Annotated in this window: 8 protein-coding genes; 7 read left to right on the top strand and 1 reads right to left on the bottom strand. The window is 44.1% G+C overall.

Annotation, left to right across the window (positions count from 1 at the left end; all coding sequences use genetic code 11):
- The first annotated feature begins 3 nt into the window (after positions 1-3).
- Positions 4-909: a glycyl-radical enzyme activating protein gene (locus F597_RS0111500; protein ID WP_019539894.1), complete on the top strand. Its 906-nt coding sequence runs from the start codon at positions 4-6 to the stop codon at positions 907-909.
- Here the strand turns inward: F597_RS0111500 and F597_RS0111495 are convergent.
- Complete coding sequence (locus F597_RS0111495; protein WP_019539893.1) at positions 906-4943, bottom strand: hybrid sensor histidine kinase/response regulator transcription factor; 4038 nt, start codon at positions 4941-4943, stop codon at positions 906-908. The two genes, F597_RS0111500 and F597_RS0111495, sit on opposite strands and share 4 nt — an antisense overlap.
- Before the next feature lie 201 nt (positions 4944-5144).
- Between F597_RS0111495 and F597_RS0111490 the strand changes: the two genes are divergently transcribed.
- From F597_RS0111490 to F597_RS0111465, 6 genes are all read left to right on the top strand, one after another.
- Positions 5145-8207 (top strand): SusC/RagA family TonB-linked outer membrane protein, encoded by a 3063-nt coding sequence (locus tag F597_RS0111490; RefSeq protein WP_019539892.1) that lies wholly within the window; start codon positions 5145-5147, stop codon positions 8205-8207.
- Between the two features lie 10 nt (positions 8208-8217).
- Positions 8218-9825: a RagB/SusD family nutrient uptake outer membrane protein gene (locus F597_RS0111485; protein WP_019539891.1), complete on the top strand. Its 1608-nt coding sequence runs from the start codon at positions 8218-8220 to the stop codon at positions 9823-9825.
- Between the two features lie 19 nt (positions 9826-9844).
- A complete protein-coding gene (locus tag F597_RS0111480) occupies positions 9845-13165 on the top strand; it encodes a beta-L-arabinofuranosidase domain-containing protein (RefSeq protein WP_019539890.1) in 3321 nt (1106 codons plus the stop codon).
- Between the two features lie 77 nt (positions 13166-13242).
- Positions 13243-14046 (top strand): M90 metallopeptidase family protein, encoded by an 804-nt coding sequence (locus F597_RS0111475; protein WP_019539889.1) that lies wholly within the window; start codon positions 13243-13245, stop codon positions 14044-14046.
- 40 nt (positions 14047-14086) lie between these two features.
- Positions 14087-14962, top strand: a complete 876-nt coding sequence (locus F597_RS0111470; RefSeq protein ID WP_087880401.1) for a hypothetical protein — start codon at positions 14087-14089, stop codon at positions 14960-14962.
- Between the two features lie 136 nt (positions 14963-15098).
- The gene (locus tag F597_RS0111465) at positions 15099-17795 is read left to right on the top strand and encodes a DUF5695 domain-containing protein (RefSeq protein WP_044060238.1); all 2697 of its coding nucleotides are present in this window, start codon (positions 15099-15101) and stop codon (positions 17793-17795) included.
- Positions 17796-17872 lie beyond the last annotated feature (77 nt).

The following is a 17872-nucleotide window of genomic DNA, read 5'->3' as shown; positions in this document are numbered from 1 at the left end:
TCGATGCCATTCCTCTTCGACATAAAACGGTATTCGATCAACGACGGCCCTGGAGTACGGGTTACGGTCTTTTTCAAAGGCTGCCCACTCTCATGTCGATGGTGTCATAATCCTGAGAGCATCTCCTTTAAAACCGAAAAGCTGTATAATAAAAGCAAATGCATCGGATGTGGATCGTGTGTGGCTATATGCCCGGAAAATGCGTTAACGCTGACAAAAACGGACGGAGTCATTACCGATTTCGATAAATGTACCCTTTGTGGAAAGTGTGCCGAAGTGTGTCCCACCAAAGCCATTGAGATGAGTGGGCGGGATTATTCCGAAGAGGAAGTGATGACTGCTGTCTTAAAAGAGACCAATATAATGGATGCTTCGGGCGGTGGGGTTACTTTCTCAGGCGGTGAACCGTTGATGTATCCCGAAGCATTGAAAAGCCTGCTGATCAGGTGCGGACGGGAAGGGATTCATCGGGCGGTCGATACCTCAGGTAGTGTGAGGTCGGCGGTGGTGGAAGATATCCTGGACCATACCGACCTTTTCCTGTATGATCTGAAACTAATGAATACACAGGATCATCGTAAGTGGGTGGGAGCGGATAATACACTCATTCTGAAAAACCTCAAACTGATTTCCGGTCACGATAAAGAATATCATATCCGTATTCCTTTGGTGGAAGGGGTAAATACCGATAATGAAAATATCATGGAGACAATCGCTTTTCTGAACGGATTGCAACGAAAACCAACCGTTGTGGGATTGCTGCCTTATCATAATATTGCTTCAAAAAAATACGAAAAACTGGGGAAGACCTACAACGAAAACGGTATGGCAGAACCATCAAAAGAAAAGATAGCATACATCCACTCTGTTTTTATTGAAAACAGATTGAATGCGGTTATCGGGGGTTAATCTTCCGTTTTTTCATCCGGATCGCTGATAAAATCTTTTGGGAGTTTTCTGAATTGTTTCTGGAAACATTTTGCAAAATAAGACGGGTTGTTGAAGCCTACCCTGTAACACACTTCATTTACCCTGTATCTTCCTCCACTTAACAGTTCAGCCGCTTTCTTCAGTCGCATGGACAGAATAAGCCTGTTGGGCGTCATTCCGGATATCTGTTTTATCTTTGCAAACAATCCCGAACTGCTGATGCCCATCTCTTTCGCCAGATTATCGATAGAGAAATCGGAATTTTCAATATTCTTTTCAATGATCTCGTTCAATTTTACCAGAAAATCTTCATCTGTTTTGTTTCCTGCGATACTTTTCAGGGAAGCATGCGGTGTCTGGGAGAATTTTTGGAACAGTAATCTGCGTGATTCCAGCAGGTTCCGGATGCGTGTGGACAAATAGGAAATATGGAAAGGCTTTTCCAGATACGCATCAGCGCCCGTCTCAAAGGCTTCGATCTTTGATCCGACATTTGTTTTTGCCGTCAGCATAATCACCGGAATATGGCTCCATAAAAAATTCTGTTTGACGGTTTTGCAAAATGTGATGCCATCCATATTCGGCATCATCATATCTGTAACGATGATATCTATTGGATGATTTTCCAGGATGTCAATACCCTCATTTCCATCGCTTGCCGTATAAACGAGGTAATTGTTCAGGAACTGTTTCCGGATGAACGCCTGCATATCTTTGTCGTCTTCCACGATCAGCAGCGATGGTTTTTCATCATTACCCGAATCGCAACAAATGTTGCCTGAATCGCAACTTTCGGGTTCTATACCGGAGCTCATTTGTGTTTCCGTAGAATATTCTCCGGGGGGAGGATATTCTACCTGCCTGTTTATTTTAGGAAGAACGACTGAAATGGAAAAACTCTCACCGGGATTATTTATTAGTGCTATTTTTCCGTCAAGTGCATCCACTATCGATTTTACCAGGAATAATCCGAGGCCTGTACCGGAGTTGTATTGTCCCGGCGCCTGATAAAACGGTTTGAATATATGCTCGGTTTCCGATTCAGACAAACCGGCACCGTTATCTTTTACCGATATTTCATAGTAATCCGCGGAGAGATGTGCATTCAATTTCAGTAATATGTGATCGGTCGTGTATTTCGATGCGTTGCTCAACAGGTTGCTTACCACTTTTGTGAGGTTTTCCGCATCGGTCATCGTCTCGAAATCCGTATCATTACAGATGTATTCAAACAGAATGTGTTTATGTTCGATGAATGGTTTAAACCGTGGATAGATCTCTGCCAGTAAGTGATGAATGTTCTGATTGGACAGTGAGATCTGGATACACCCCCCTTTTTCAATCTTTGAAAAATCGAGTAACTGATTGACTAATGTTAAGAGGCGTTGACTATTGCTTCTCATGATATCCAGATTCTCCTTGATTGCATCCGGCATCGCGTCCGAGGCTTCGATTACCTGTTCCAAAGGAGCAATGATCAAACTTAGAGGTGTTCTTATCTCGTGTGCCACATTGGTGAAAAACTCTATTTTGGAACGATACATCTCTTTTTCCTGTTCGCTTCTGATCCTGGAGATTTTTTCCTCGTTTTTCCGTTTGTCTTTTTCCCGAAGGAAATGAAACAGATAGAGGATGCCGGTAATGAGAAGTAACATATAGAGTGTGATTGACCATCCGTTCCACCAAAGAGGTGGTTTTATGATGATTGCCAGGGTATAATCTTTGTCGTTCCAGATACCATCGTTATTCGATGCTTTTATCCTGAAAGTGTAATTTCCGGGTGGGATATTCGTGTATGTCGCCCTCCGTTCTTTACCGGGAGCATTCCAACTCTTGTCGAATCCTTCCAGCATAAAGGAATACCTGTTTTTCTCGGGAGCAAAGAAACTCAATGCCGTAAATCCGAAGCTGAATGAATTTTTATTGTGTGGCAGTGTAAGAACGGGTTGATTTTGTTTATTTCCGGTGACGAAATCGTCCATATTCACCGGTTTGTTGAACAGTTGAAAATCCGTTATCGCGATAGGAGGCACGTGTGTGTTCTTAGATATTTGTTTGGGGTAGAAGGCATTGAATCCGTTGGGTGTTCCTAGGTAAATTTTGCCCGAAGAGGTTTTGAATCCGGAGTTTGGTGTGAACAGGTCGCTCAGCAATCCGTCGCTTTTGGTGAATTGACGGTATTGCTTTGTAGAAGGTGTATAACAGATCAATCCCTTCAGCGTTGCAATCCATAGGTTTCCGTTTTCGACAAAGACCTTACAAATATAATTGCTCTGAAATTCCACTTTTTCATTGATAAAAATATCATTTTTTGGGTCATACCGGCATAATCCGTGGTTGGTACCGATCCATAACTGTTGCTTTTCATCGGTCCCCAGGCAAATCACATCGTTACTGATTAATGAATTTTCGTTATCGGATTCGAACAGGTATTCCGTCCATTGGCCGGATTCGAGATCGAATTTTTGTAATCCCCTATTGATCGTCGCAAACCAGATATGGTTTCCTGTCTGTAAAATATCCATTACTATTTCATTCAGGTGACGGGCACGGGTGAAATTATCCGATTGCCGGTTATACAGGTTTATTCCTGATGAGGTCCCAATCCAGATATTTGCCAGCGAATCACGATATATCGAATAGATGTTATTCGCATCCAGTGTGTTTTTATCTGCATGATCCGAAACATAATGTTTGATCTTCTTCGTGTGAAGATCCATTACATTGAGTCCTCCCGTATATGTTCCGACCCACAGGTTGTTGTTATCTATCAGGAGAGCATGCACATTATCAAACGACAGGCCATTCGTCTTATCCTTATAACTATATGCATGAAATTTTCCGGTTTTTACATTCAGTTCGTTCAGTCCGCCGTCTTCGGTTCCGATCCATATATTTCCTGACGGATCTTCGCAGAAACAGCTAACCACGTTTCCCGTAACAGAATTCTCGTGTTTGATATATGTATATCCTGTGAAATAGTTTCTGTTGGGCGACGCATAATTTATTCCGCCGTAATATGTTCCGATCCAGAGACCCCCTTCGTTATCCTTATAAATGGGATACACAAAACAATTGGAGAGCATTGGCTCCCGGAAATGTTGATCCGGCCGGTTGCCGGCTATGGGTGATATTTTGAAGGAAGTAAGCCCGTCATTCGACCCGATCAGTAGGGTGCCCGGATCGTACTCCGTTAATTGATGGATATGCAGGATTCTGTCTTTACCGGGGATATGTAAATGTCTTTCGGTGATGATCCCTTTGTGTTTATCTACTGCGATCAGGCCGTTTGTCCATGTTCCGAACCACAATGTCCCGAAAGTATCTTCCAGCATGCTGTAGGCACGCAATTGCTTTTGTTCATCGAAACACATATCCGGAAAGCCGGGAGTAAATTTTCCCGATTCCTTATTAAACCTGTATATCTGATGTCCGGTATTGTCCACCGAAGCCCAGATAATATTTTCTTTGTCTTTATAGATCCCTGTTACCCATATCTGTTCGTCCGGGTTTATTTTGAATTCCTCGAAAGAATGCAGGGATAGCTTATTATTTTCATACACAAAAACCCCCTGCCTTGCAGACGTGATCCATATTTTCCCGTTATCGGGAATCAGATTTTGAATTCTTCCTGAGACCGGAATGCCTTTTTCGGTTTTTAATATAAACGGACTGAACCCGTCTTTTCCCAGGTCAAACGTACATACACCCCGTTCGGTTCCGATCCAGAGTGTTTGATCCCCATCTTCAATAAGACAATATACATAATTGTTTATCAGGGAATTTTCATTTCGTGGGATATTCCGGTAGGCGGTAAATGTGTAACCGTCGAATCGGTTCAACCCGTTTTCGGTCCCGAACCACATAAATCCTCTCGAGTCCTGGAGAACAGCATACACCGTATTCGAGGATAAACCGTCCTCTACCTTGTAATATTGGAAATTCAGTTCAATGGAGAACGATTTCAAACACAATATCCAAAATATGAAGAATATGGAAAGTATTGTTTGCATGGATTTTTACGTCTATATTCAGGCTTATTTTAAATTCCCCTCAAAGATATAGTGTTAAATTGACACTTAAAATAGAATTGTGTTATTTTTTTGGATTTTTTTTGTATTACAAGTTCTTTTTTCACCTCAAATTTGCAAACAGAACCAGTGGGTTACACATTACTTCGAATATTATTTTTTACTTTTTTATATTTTAACCCTATGAGAGCAAATTCAAAAAACAACAAACACGGATTGAAATGCTATGTCTGTTTTATTTCATTTTTACTACTATTCTTCATCTACCCGGAAGGATCGCTATTTGCGAATAGGAATGAATATCTGCAAGCTTCTGTGAAAATCGGGGGAATCATTGTGGATGAAGCAGGGATTCCGATTATCGGAGCGAATATTATCGAAAAAGGAACCGCTAACGGTACGGTAACCGACACGGAAGGAAATTTTTCACTTGATGTGAAAGATTCGAATGCGGTATTAGTCGTTTCCTATATTGGGTATAAAACGGCTGAATATCCTATTGAGCAGGATCGGCTGATGACCATCACGCTGATAGAAGATTTAAAAATTATGGAGGAGGTTGTCGTGATTGGTTATGGTACCCAGAAAAGGGTGGATGTGACAAGTTCCGTGGCAAGTGTGAAATCCGAAATGTTTAATAAAGGAGCCATCCTTGATGCGGGACAATTGGTACAGGGCAAGGTGGCAGGGTTACAAATCTCACTGCCCACCGGTGATCCGTCGGCCAGTACTTCCGTTATGCTTCGCGGTAATTCCACCTTAATGGGATTAACGTCTCCGTTGATATTGGTGGATGGTGTGCCGGGATCATTTGCTACGGTTGCGCCTGAAGATATTGAGTCGATCGATGTTTTAAAAGATGGTTCCGCAACCGCTATATACGGTACACGGGGTACCAATGGGGTGATTATTATCACAACTAAAGGCGGAAGACGCGATGCTCCGGCAACCATTGAATATAACGGGTATGTATCGATCTCCCAACAAGCAAGGGTTGCCGACTTTATGAATGCGGGTGAACTGAGAGCGCGATTTCAGGAAGGTTATGAATTCTCGGGGGCAAATGATCAGGATTACGGGCATGATACGGATTGGCTAAAGGAGGTAAGCCGGACAGGAATTTCCAACGTGCATAATCTGACATATAGAGGTGGTAGTTCCCAAACAAGTATCATTGCCAATCTTACGTATGACAAAAAAGAGGGGACATTCAAAAAATCCGATTCTGAAAATATCAGAGGACGTTTAGAGTTTGCACATCGTATGTTTGATGATAAACTGATCTCAAATATTTCCTTAATAGCAAATGAACAAAATACCGGCCCCGGATTTAATACCAATGTGTACCGGTATGCATGCATTCAAAATCCGACACAGGGAATTTACAACGACGATGGGTCTTATGTTGAGCGTCCCGTTTATTTCTATGACAACCCTGTTTCATTATTGAATGAAACAATAGGGATGACGCGTTCACGTAATATCCGTTTTACGGGAAGTATGGAATTTCGCCCTGTCGATAATTTTGCCGTAAAAGGAATGATAACGCGTAAAGGGCAAAGCTACCTTAACGGCTATTATTATACGAAACAGCATCCTACGACTACTGAAGGGGGGTATAACGGATATGCATCGCGCTATACTTCGGATTATATAAATAACCTTGCTGAAATTACCGTTGACTGGAGTCATACATTTAACAAACAACAGATAAATGCCATTGCCGGATATAATTATGAAGATTCTTCGAGCGAGAATTTCAGCGTTTCAAACAGGGATTTCCCTACGGATAGTTATACCTATAATAAGCTGGAATCCGGATTAGCACTATCCAGAGGTGAAGCAAGTATGACTTCTTACAGGAAAACCGAAAAACTGATCGGTTTATTTGCCCGGGTAACATACAATTATGATGACCGTTATCTATTGATGGCTTCTGTACGACGGGAAGGATCTTCGAAGTTCGGCGCCGATCATAAATGGGGGAATTTCCCTGGAATATCGGCCGGGTGGCGTATCAATCAGCAATCCTTCATGAAGAACTGTGATTGGCTGGAAAATTTAAAACTCAGGGCCGGGTTTGGCATTACGGGAATCAATATCAGCAACCCGTATGTCTCCCTTGCTTCGTTAAATTATGACGGTTATTTTATGTATGGTGGAGAATGGATAAATACGTTGATACCTGTCAGGAATCCGAATCCCGATTTGCGTTGGGAAAAAAAGTATGAATATAATGTCGGGCTGGATTTTGATGTATTCCAGGGACGCTTAGGAGGTGCGTTTGATTGGTACTTAAGGCAGACAAAAGACGCTTTGTGGGATTATTCTGTACCGGTGCCTCCCTATCAATATGGCACTATCACGGCCAATGTGGGGCAGATAGAAAATACCGGATTTGAAGCATTGATACGTGCTATTCCGGTACAATCGGGAGATTTTGAATGGAATACGAGTGTTACCTATTCTAATAATAAAAATAAACTGATATCCATATCCAATGATCAGTTCTCCATGTCGACAGACTGGTTCACGACAGGGCATACGGGAGAACCTATCCAAACGACTACCCATCGTGTGAAAGTGGGTGATCCCATAGGAAATTTCTTCGGACTCAAATCGGTCGGGCTGAATGAAGATGGACTATGGGTTGTGGAACGGTTGAAGAAAAACGATGCAGGAGAAGTGATCGAAAGATATTATGATCTGGCCAAAGATGCAACGGATGAAGACCGCCAGGTGCTGGGAAATGGTGTTCCCAAACACAATCTTAACTGGAGCAATCAGTTGAGATATAAGAATATTGACGTATCTATAGGAATGCGTGGAGCTTTCGGTTTCCAGATATTGAACTATCAGAAAATGTATTATGGAAATCCGACCATCCAGTACAATGTCCTGAATTCGGCCTTCGATCAATATGATGTTGTTGACCTGACAACAGGTAAGCCGACCGGAAAGAAAGCGACCATTAACGACTCTCAACGCTATATCAGTGAGTTTGTGGAGAACGGTGACTACTGGAAAATTGACAACGTAACGGTAGGTTATACTTTTAATGTGAAGATTATTAAGTATATAAGGAATTTACGCCTTTATGTGTCCTGCTTAAACCTGGCAACCATTACCGGATATACAGGTATTGACCCTGAAGTGCAGATAACGGGGTTGGAAGCCGGTACCGACAGCAGGGATAAATATCCCACAAACAGATCATATACTTTTGGAATCAATGTAACATTTTAAAAAAACAATCATGATGAATAAATTTAAGATTGGATTTTTTGCTTTGACAGCACTTCCGTTTTTCACACTCTATAGTTGTTTTAATCTCGATGAACAAGTTTTTTCGGAAGTAACGGAAGATTCTTTTATTCCAACGGAAAAAGATATGGCTGCTTTGTTGGCAAGCGCATATTCCCCGTTGACCTATATTATGAACTGGCAGGGATATTTCGATTTGCAGGAAGAACCCGCCGATTGTATTATTACTCCCACACGTCCGAACGGGTGGGATGACGGAGGTACTTATCGCAGGATGCATCAGCACCAATGGACTTCGGAACAGTGGCAACCTTATAACACATACTTAACAGCCTATGAAGGTATCAATAACGCAAACCGGGTAATGGATCAGGTGAAAAGCGGCTCGTTACCGGTAGGAGATCTGGGCGATGCGACCATTGCCGAATTACGGGCTATACGTGCTTTATGGTATTCTATTCTTTTGGATACCCACGGGAATATACCCTTGGTTACGGCTTTTACAGATGAGATACCTGAACAGGCCTCACGACAGCAAATATATGAATTTGTGGTTACAGAGCTTACGGAAGCCATGCCCGATTTAAGTGAGAAGAGCGACCAGGATACATATGGACGTATGAATAAATGGGCTGCATATATGGTGTTGGCAAGAGTCTATCTAAATGCCCGGGTTTATACCGGAACAGAACAATATGCAAAAGCCCTTGATTGTGCAAATAAAGTAATTGAATCGGGATTATTTGAACTTAGTACCGATTTTTCTGATAATTTTGTATCCGACGTGGATTATAAAAATAAAGAATTTATTTTTGCAGTTCCTTATGATAAGATTTATGCGGGTGCTGCCCAACACGCAAAATGGTATCCGCCAACAGCCCGTTTCCATTTCGGATCGACATTTCAGACCTGGGACGGATCATGCGCCAATCCTCAATTCATCAACTCTTATCAGGAAGGAGATAAACGGCTGGAAAAGACCTGGCTGATAGGGCCTCAATATAGTTATACGGATCCTACGGAATTAGTCTGGACTTGTTTAAATTATCTTCCTTCTTTGACATGTTTTAAAGGGACCGTCAACCATACCAGTATCGATTACGGTTATAGAGTGGCAAAATGGGAATTTGACAATACGGCGACCTTTAATTGGGGACATGATTTCCCGTTTTTCCGTTATGCCGAGACATTGTTGATCAAAGCCGAATGTTTGCTCCGGTTAGGGGAAGACGAGGAAATTGCCGCAGACTTGGTAACTCAAATACGAAGACGCGTATTTGATGATGCGGAAAAAGCAAAAGTTACGGTTGCCGGTTTAAAAGCCGATACGAAAATAAAATATGGCACACTTGACTGGGATAACAACCTGGATGTATTGGGTGATCAGACGCCTGTTCAGTTTGGAGGATTATACGATGAATGGGGATGGGAGTTTGCTTGCGAAGCACAACGTCGCATCCATATGATTCGTTTCGGGACATTCTCCACCAAGAACTGGTTTAATCACACTGCGGTGATGGATGGGCATACAGCCATTTTTCCAATCCCCTATGAAGAACTACAGTCAAATAGTAATTTATCCCAGAATCCGGGATACTGAATATAACCGATGAGAGTAAATGATGATGAACAGGTCAAATCTTATAATCGCTGCATTGGGCGGCGTATTGTGGCTGATACCATTGTTTGGTATTGCTTCAAATTCTTTCGCTGTAAAAACCTCCAATCCTTCCGGGACCAGGGAAATTATCCGGGTTGAACCGGTGTTTGTTGAATGCCCGGTTGGTATGGCGCCGAAATTACCTTATCGGCTTTGGGTGACTTATTCCGACGGGAAATCGGAATTCCGCCAGACCAGATGGTCTAATTCGGCGCGTAACGTGGAAGAAGACCAGGCCAATCCGGATATGAACCCTGTCGGCCATGAATATACGGTCAGTGGTTTTATTACAGGCGATCATACTACACCCTACGGTTATCCGATCATAGCCAAAGTTAAAGTGGTTTCAGGCGGGCAGGCCGCTCCATCTCCTGTTCCGGTGGCAGAGGCGGTTCCGTTAAATAAGGTCATGATAATCGGGGACAACAGGCTGACTTCCAACAGGGAACTGGCGATCCGTGAAATTATAAGCTGGGATGTTACCCAGCAACTTTATAATTACAGGGATACGTATGGACTAAGTACAGAAGGGTACACGAAATCCGATGGCTGGGATTCTCCCACCACCAAGCTGAAAGGACACGGGTCGGGACATTATATGTCTGCGCTGGCTTTAGCTTTCGCCAGCGCTGCCGACCCGGAACAAAAAAAGAAACTGCGTGATAATATGACCCGGATGGTCAACGAGTTGCGGGAATGCCAGGAAAGGACGTTCGTCTGGAATGAAGATCTTGGAAGGTATTGGGAAGCACGTGACTTTGCGCCCGAAGCCGAACTGCGGGACATGAAGGGTACCTGGAAGGACTTCGACATTCATAAAACGGAATGGACGAAATACGGTTACGGTTACCTCAACGCAATTCCTGCACACCATGCGGCCCTGATAGAGATGTACCGCGCGTATAACAACGAGAGTTGGGTGTGGGCGCCCTATTATTCCATTCATAAGCAGTTAGCGGGACTGATCGATATTGCCACGTATGTCGATGATCCGGAAGTGGCGGCCAAAGCCCTTCTTATAGCCAAAGATATGGGTTTATGGATATGGAACCGGCTGCATTACCGCACCTATGTGATGACAGACGGGACGCAGGAGGAACGGAGAGCCCGTCCCGGCAACCGCTATGAAATGTGGAATATGTATATCGCTGGCGAAGACGGTGGAACCGGGGAGTCGTTGGCGCGGCTTTCCGAAATGGTGGACGATCCCGTTGAGAAAGCACATCTGCTCGAAGCGTCGAATTTCTTCGACAGTCCGGCTTTCTATGATCCGCTGGCAAGGAATATCGATGATATACGCACGCGGCATGCTAACCAGCATATTCCCAAGATCACCAGCGCGCTTCGTAGTTTTAGAGGGAACCATAAACCGTATTATTATCATTTGTCTCAAAATTTTTGGGAAATGATACAGGGACGTTACCGCTATTCTACCGGCGGTGTGGGTAACGGTGAGATGTTCAGGCAACCTTATACCCAGATACTGAGCATGGCAACCAATCCTACTCCCACTTTAAACGAGACATGTTGTGCTTATAATCTGGCTAAACTGACCAGAGACCTAAACTGTTTCGATCCCGGCGATGCCCGATATATGGATTACTACGAGCGTGTCCTGTATAACCAACTCGTGGGTTCACTCCACAGTACCTGCTACCTTACAATCTATCATTATGCAGTGGGACTCAACGCTTCAAAGCCCTGGGGCAATAGAACTCCCCAATCCACATGCTGCGGGGGTACGGGTTCCGAAAACCATGTCAAGTATCAGGAAGCCACGTATTTTGTGTCAGAGAATACGCTTTGGGTTGCATTGTATATGCCGACTGTCCTCCAGTGGGATGCCAAAGGTGTTACTATCCAGCAGGATTGTTTGTGGCCGGCCGAAAGTGCTACCATCAGGGTTACGGACGGTAAGGCGAATTTTGAGATGAAGCTGCGTGTGCCGTATTGGGCTACCGAAGGGTTCGATATCCGGCTGAATGGTGTTCCGGTCGCTTCCTCTTATCAGCCAAGTTCTTACGTGACTATTCCTGCACGTGACTGGACCGACGCCGACATCGTGGAGGTCATCATGCCTTTTGGAAAGCATATCGATTACGGGCCTGATAAAATGGAGACAGCCACCACAGGGGAAAATCAACCCGACACCCAGTTCGATCCCATGTGGGCGGGTACCATCATGTACGGCCCGCTGGCCATGACCGCTACAGGTGTAAACAGTTGGGAAGAGGCAAGGCTTGCGATCGATCCTTCTTTGAACAATATTGTGCTCAACGGTCCCGGCGGTGGTTCGAACGGCACTGACGGTAACCTCTATACATTGACGGTAGGCGATAGAACGTTTGAACCGGATTATTACAGGGATAAGAATTCTACCCACTATTTCAGGATCGATCTTGTGGACGACCTTCTCGCCGAGTTCAGGAAGATGCTATCGGAAAAATTACAAGAAGCAACGGTGTTCCGGCCTGAAAACTATTCGAAAGAGTCTTATGAGGCACTGAAAGCATCTGTTGAGGCCGGTAGAGAGCTGAGCCGATCCGAACAGGCTACCCAGGAGCAGATCGTTGATCAGATCGCCGCGATAGGACGTAGCGTGCAAGAGCTACAATCTGCCAAACTGGATAAATCACAACTGTCTGAGGCTATACAAGAGGCTGAGACGAAAGAAGAAAAGGATTTCACATGGGATAAATACCTTGCCCTCCGAATAGCGATAACTGCGGCGAAAGAGGTGGAAAAAACCGGAGAGTCGCAGTTAGCGGTCGATAAGCAGATACTGCTGCTGCGCAAAGCTGTTAAAGACCTTGTATTGGCAAATAGCGTCGATAAAAGTTACCTCGGCGAAGTGCTGGACCTTGCCATCGAGAGAAAAAAGACGCAGGATGCCTGGAATGCCCTCACGATAAAGATACCGGAATATTCGCCCTGGGCCCCGCATGCTTTCAGGCGTCTTGTGTACCAACTCGGGGAATCGCAAAAAGTATGCGAGAACAAAGACAAGAACTACAGCCAAAATGAAGTCAATCTGGCTGCTTCTGCTCTCAATGCGGCTATCAACACAATGAGGCCGGGTAATTTACCTGAACCTGAGGATCTTTATCCGCTGTCTACTCTGCTCCGGCAGGCCGACAGGTTACCCTCCAAAGAGATGTCGCCGGACGTGATAGAGGCTATTGAGTATGCCCGGATGGTTGTATCCTATGTAAACGATGGCAGCGGCACCCATGATATGATACAAAACGCGACTGACAAGTTAAAGGAAGCTATTAATTAAATATTGAATGTCAATGGCGCTCAATTACCGTTTGACAGTCGAATGGAAAGTAAACAAATAATTGGTGTTTTTGAATTATGAGAGATAAGACAGCTGTACTTATAACGATTTTACTGCTTTTTTGCGGATACGGATTTGCACAAACAAAGGATAAGGTTGGTTCCGTCCCGGCGGGATTGGGAATCGATCCGTTTTACAAAAAGCATCTCGATGTGGCCGGTATCCCGGTGGTTGCATCGGAAAATGTTTCAGACGAAGCACTTATCCGTGCCCGGCATGTGATTACGGTTATGCTCTCCAAACGGCCGGATGTGAGACAGGTCATGGTGGAGAACGGCTGTAAAGTAATGATCATCGGCCGGAATGAAGAGGTTTGCGATTTGCCCGAGTACGCCCACATCTGCGATACGCCTGAAAATATTGCCCACTGGAATAAACGGGCGCGCGGTTTCGGCGGTGCCCCTGAAGATGCGTTCAGCGCGAGTTGTGGGGAGGAAAATGTGCTTTGTATGAAGGGTGACCGGTATAAAGGCGAAAGCATTCTTGTACATGAATTTGCCCATCTTATCCATACGGTGGGTATTGTCGGGGTAGACCCCGGTTTCAATTCCGAACTGGAAACACTCCGTCAACATGCCATTGAAAAAGGACGGTGGGAGAATACGTACGCGATCAGCAATAAAGAGGAATATTTCGCGGAAGCCGTACAGTCTTTTTTCGACTGTAACCGTTATTCGGAAAAGTCCAATGGAGTGCACAATGACGTTAATACCCGCGAAAAGCTGAAAACATATGATCCGGAAATGTATGACTTGCTTTTGCGCTATTTTCCCGAATCGGAACTGGATCTATGCGATGAGAACTATAAACAAATTCAATGAGACAGATCATTTTAAATTATCATTTTTCAAAATTACCAATATGAAACGAGCAGTAGAAATTATTTGTCTGTTTTTGCTCATTATGAGTTGTCAAACTCGGGAAAATCAAAGATCGGCACCATTGAATGAGACAAATGCCCTGAATCAATTGGTGGATACACCAGAGATAACAACACCACCGGCCGCTTTGAACCTGGACCCGTTTTACAAAAAGTATATGAATGTAAACGGAATACATGTTATTAGCTCGTGGAGGGTTCCTGACTCATGCTATTATGCTGCATACCTTACTATTAAAGCGCTGACGGATATATTGCCCGGAGAGGTGTTGGAATCAATGACAAGCAGGGATACCCGGATCGGGATTATGGCGCGTTACGAAGGAACGACCGATATACCCGAACATGCCTATCTCGCCAATGATACTTCCCTGAATTGGGATGTTCGTGCTCGGGGATTGGGAGGAACACTCGATTTACCGTTAACCACCTGTGCCGAGGAGAATATTCTGGCATATCAGATCGATAAATACCATGCTGAAGATATTCTGATCCATGAATTCGCGCATACGATCCATGATGTAGGAATTTCACCGATAAACCCTGAATTCAATGATAGTCTGGAGGCATTACTGGATGCCGCTATCAAAAACGGACGATGGATCAATACATATGCTGCTACCAATATCTGGGAATATTGGGCGGAAGGTGTACAGAGTTGGTTTAATGTCAATGCTGAAGTAGATAATGACGGAGGTGACGGGAAGCATAATAAAGTGAATACACGGGAAGAACTGAAAGTATATGATCCCGGATTGTACGGGATCTTATCCGAATACTTTCCTGAAACGGATAAAAGGATCAGCCGTCATAAAAAGGTAAATTTGTACAATTGGGAAATCTCAAAGAATAATTAAAAGTTAAAAGTGAAAAATTAATAGTGAATAGCAATAAATCACTTCTAGTTCTTCACTTTTAGTTTTTAGTTTATAAAGTCTTGGTTCTTATATCTTGATTCTTTGCTCTTGCATTTTGTATCTAAAATTATATCTTATGAAACGACTGATAATAACAGCTTGCATTGTTTCTGTTTTAACTCTTCTTCCCGCTTTCGCCCAATCTCCCTGGGAAAGAATTGCACAAAAGCCCTCCACGCTTTTTATGGGGATGGGGGAGAAGACGTTTACAACAAAGTCCTTCTCTCTGACGCTGGTAAATGCCTCTCAAACAGTGAAACATCTGAAACTGCTTTCGGATACATCATTTGATTATACACCGGGCGACAGGATAGACCAAAGGGATAAAGACGGGTTGTACCATTTGGGAGATATCAATATCACGCTGAAAAAATCAGGAGAAGAGGGATGGAAAAAGTATTCTACCGCATATGCACGTGAACCGGTTGCGAAGTTGACAATAAGCGGAAATGTAGTTGCTGCCGCTGATCTTGCCGCTACTTTGCCTGCAGATATACCTGTGAGGATAAAAAGATTCTGGGAGACTGATAAAGGGGATCTGGTGCTGCGGTTTGAGATTACCAATCTCTCTTCGGATAATGTGGAAATAGGGTCTTTGGGTATCCCTCTTATTTTTAATAATATACTGGAGGGGAAAAATCTGGATCAGGCGCATCATGACAATGTGTTCTTTGATCCTTACATAGGAAAAGATGCGGGCTATCTTCAGGTAAATCATTTACATGGCAAAGGCTTTAGTTTATTGGTATTACCTCAGGAAAACGCTGCGTTTGAGGCATACAATCCACTTAACGAAGATTCGACGCCAAAAGGTGTGGTATTTGAGGGATTCCATGAATGGCTTATCCATAGCAAAGCAAATGCGGAAACGGAGTGGAAAGATGTTGAACCCTGGAACGAGCCAACCTCGGCCAAGCTGGCTTCGGGAGAATCGAAGAACTTTTCTCTCAGGTTTGTGCTTGCTCCGTCTGTCAGGGAAATAGAAGATGAATTGATTCGTCGGAAGAGACCCGTTGCAATAGGGCTTCCCGGGTATGTTTTGCCCATGAACGAAATAGGCAGGTTGTTTATAAAATACCCGAAAAAGATAAGTAGCATTTCCGTTCATCCGGAAAATGCACTGACATTGACAAAAAAAGGAGAGACACCCAATAACTGGTCGGAATATGAAGTGAAAGGGAATAGTTGGGGCAGGGTCCGGGTTTCCGTCCGTTACGAAGACAATACGCTGCAGACGATTAATTATAAGGTGATTAAATCGCAGGAAGAAGTGGTGGATGACCTGGGGAACTTTCTTACTACGGCACAATGGTATGAAAACAGGGATGACCCTTTCGGACGTTCACCATCCATCATGAACTATGATTATGACAGGAAACAGATCCTTACACAGGAGAGACGTTCCTGGTTTGTTGGCCTGAGCGACGAAGCAGGAGCCGGAAGTTGGCTGGCTGCTGTGATGAAGCAGCTTGTACGGCCCGACCATCAGGAGATTGAGAAAATAAAAAGATTCATCAATGAAACAATGTGGGGCAGGATCCAGCATAACTCCGATTCAACAAAATACGGGGTAAGAAAGAGCCTGTTCTATTATGAGCCGGAACTGATGCCGAAAGGGACATATAGCGATTCCATCCGGTTCCGTGGATGGGAAGCCTGGTCGAAAGAAAATGCCGAAGACCTTGGCCGTTCATATAATTATCCGCATGTGGCCGCAGCCCATTGGGTGATGTATCATTTGGGTAGAAATCGTGGTTTTACCGGTATCGACTGGAGACAAAGCCTGGAAAATGCTTATCATACAGCCATAGCGATGATGAAATTCGCTCCTTACTATGCGCAGTTCGGGCAGATGGAGGGTTCTGTTTTCCTCTATATCCTTCTGGATCTGCAACGGGAAGGATTTACGGAAATGGCTGTTACCCTGGAAGCGGAAATGAAAAAGCGGGCGGATCACTGGCGTTCGTTGAACTATCCGTTCGGAAGTGAGATGCCGTGGGATTCGACCGGACAGGAGGAAGTGTATATGTGGACATCCTACTTCGGTTATGCCGATAAAGCGGGTGTTACCCTCAACGCAATCCTCGCCTATATGCCAACGCTTCCCCATTGGGGGTATAACGGGAGCGCCCGCAGATACTGGGATTTTGTATATGGCGGGAAACTGGCCAGGATTGAACGCCAGTTACACCATTACGGTTCAGGATTAAATGCAATACCCGTACTCTCTGCCTACAAGGATAATCCGGATGATTTTTACCTGTTGAGGGTGGGGCATGCCGGATCAATGGGGCCATTGGCAAATGTGACTGAAGACGGCTTCGGCCCGGCCGCTTTCCATTCCTATCCTTCTACGCTGGCTATCGACGGTTATGCCGGAGACTACGGCAGCGGATTTTATGGGTATGCGGTCAGTTCAGGTACCTATATCTCTCATCATCCTGAATTCGGATGGGTTGCTTTCAGTGGCAATATTGAAAAAGATGGAGAATGGATCAGGACAGAAATTACAACGGCCGGGAAAAACAGGGTCTTTATTGCACCGGAATCCCTTCACCTGACAACTGTTTCCGGACAGATGCAACAAGTTGATTATAATCCGAAAACGAGAGAAACGATTATCGAATTTAACGGAGATGCGTTGTTAGAGGTCAAGGTGCCTGAGGACAAAGAAATAATGCTTCCAACCGGAATTATAAAAAATACAAGAGGATATTATGAAGTAAAATCCCAAAAAGGAAAGAGAAATATTTTGAGTATCGAAATTAAATAACGTTTTCGTTAAGCTAAATGAACAGAAAACAACTAAGTTTACTCGAATTCACCTATTGCGAAAAAACGACTAATGTA

The sequence above is a fragment of the Proteiniphilum acetatigenes DSM 18083 genome (assembly GCF_000380985.1).
Taxonomy (GTDB): Bacteria; Bacteroidota; Bacteroidia; order Bacteroidales; family Dysgonomonadaceae; genus Proteiniphilum; species Proteiniphilum acetatigenes.
The sequence above is the reverse complement of the archived record's forward strand: the minus strand, read 5'-3'. Positions and strand labels throughout refer to the sequence as shown.

Coding starts and splice junctions, on each gene's coding strand:
- F597_RS0111500 (WP_019539894.1), top strand. CDS start 4: ATGCCATTCCTCTTCGACATAAAACGGTATTCGATCAACGACGGCCCT.
- F597_RS0111495 (WP_019539893.1), bottom strand. CDS start 4,943: ATGCAAACAATACTTTCCATATTCTTCATATTTTGGATATTGTGTTTG.
- F597_RS0111490 (WP_019539892.1), top strand. CDS start 5,145: ATGAGAGCAAATTCAAAAAACAACAAACACGGATTGAAATGCTATGTC.
- F597_RS0111485 (WP_019539891.1), top strand. CDS start 8,218: ATGATGAATAAATTTAAGATTGGATTTTTTGCTTTGACAGCACTTCCG.
- F597_RS0111480 (WP_019539890.1), top strand. CDS start 9,845: ATGATGATGAACAGGTCAAATCTTATAATCGCTGCATTGGGCGGCGTA.
- F597_RS0111475 (WP_019539889.1), top strand. CDS start 13,243: ATGAGAGATAAGACAGCTGTACTTATAACGATTTTACTGCTTTTTTGC.
- F597_RS0111470 (WP_087880401.1), top strand. CDS start 14,087: ATGAAACGAGCAGTAGAAATTATTTGTCTGTTTTTGCTCATTATGAGT.
- F597_RS0111465 (WP_044060238.1), top strand. CDS start 15,099: ATGAAACGACTGATAATAACAGCTTGCATTGTTTCTGTTTTAACTCTT.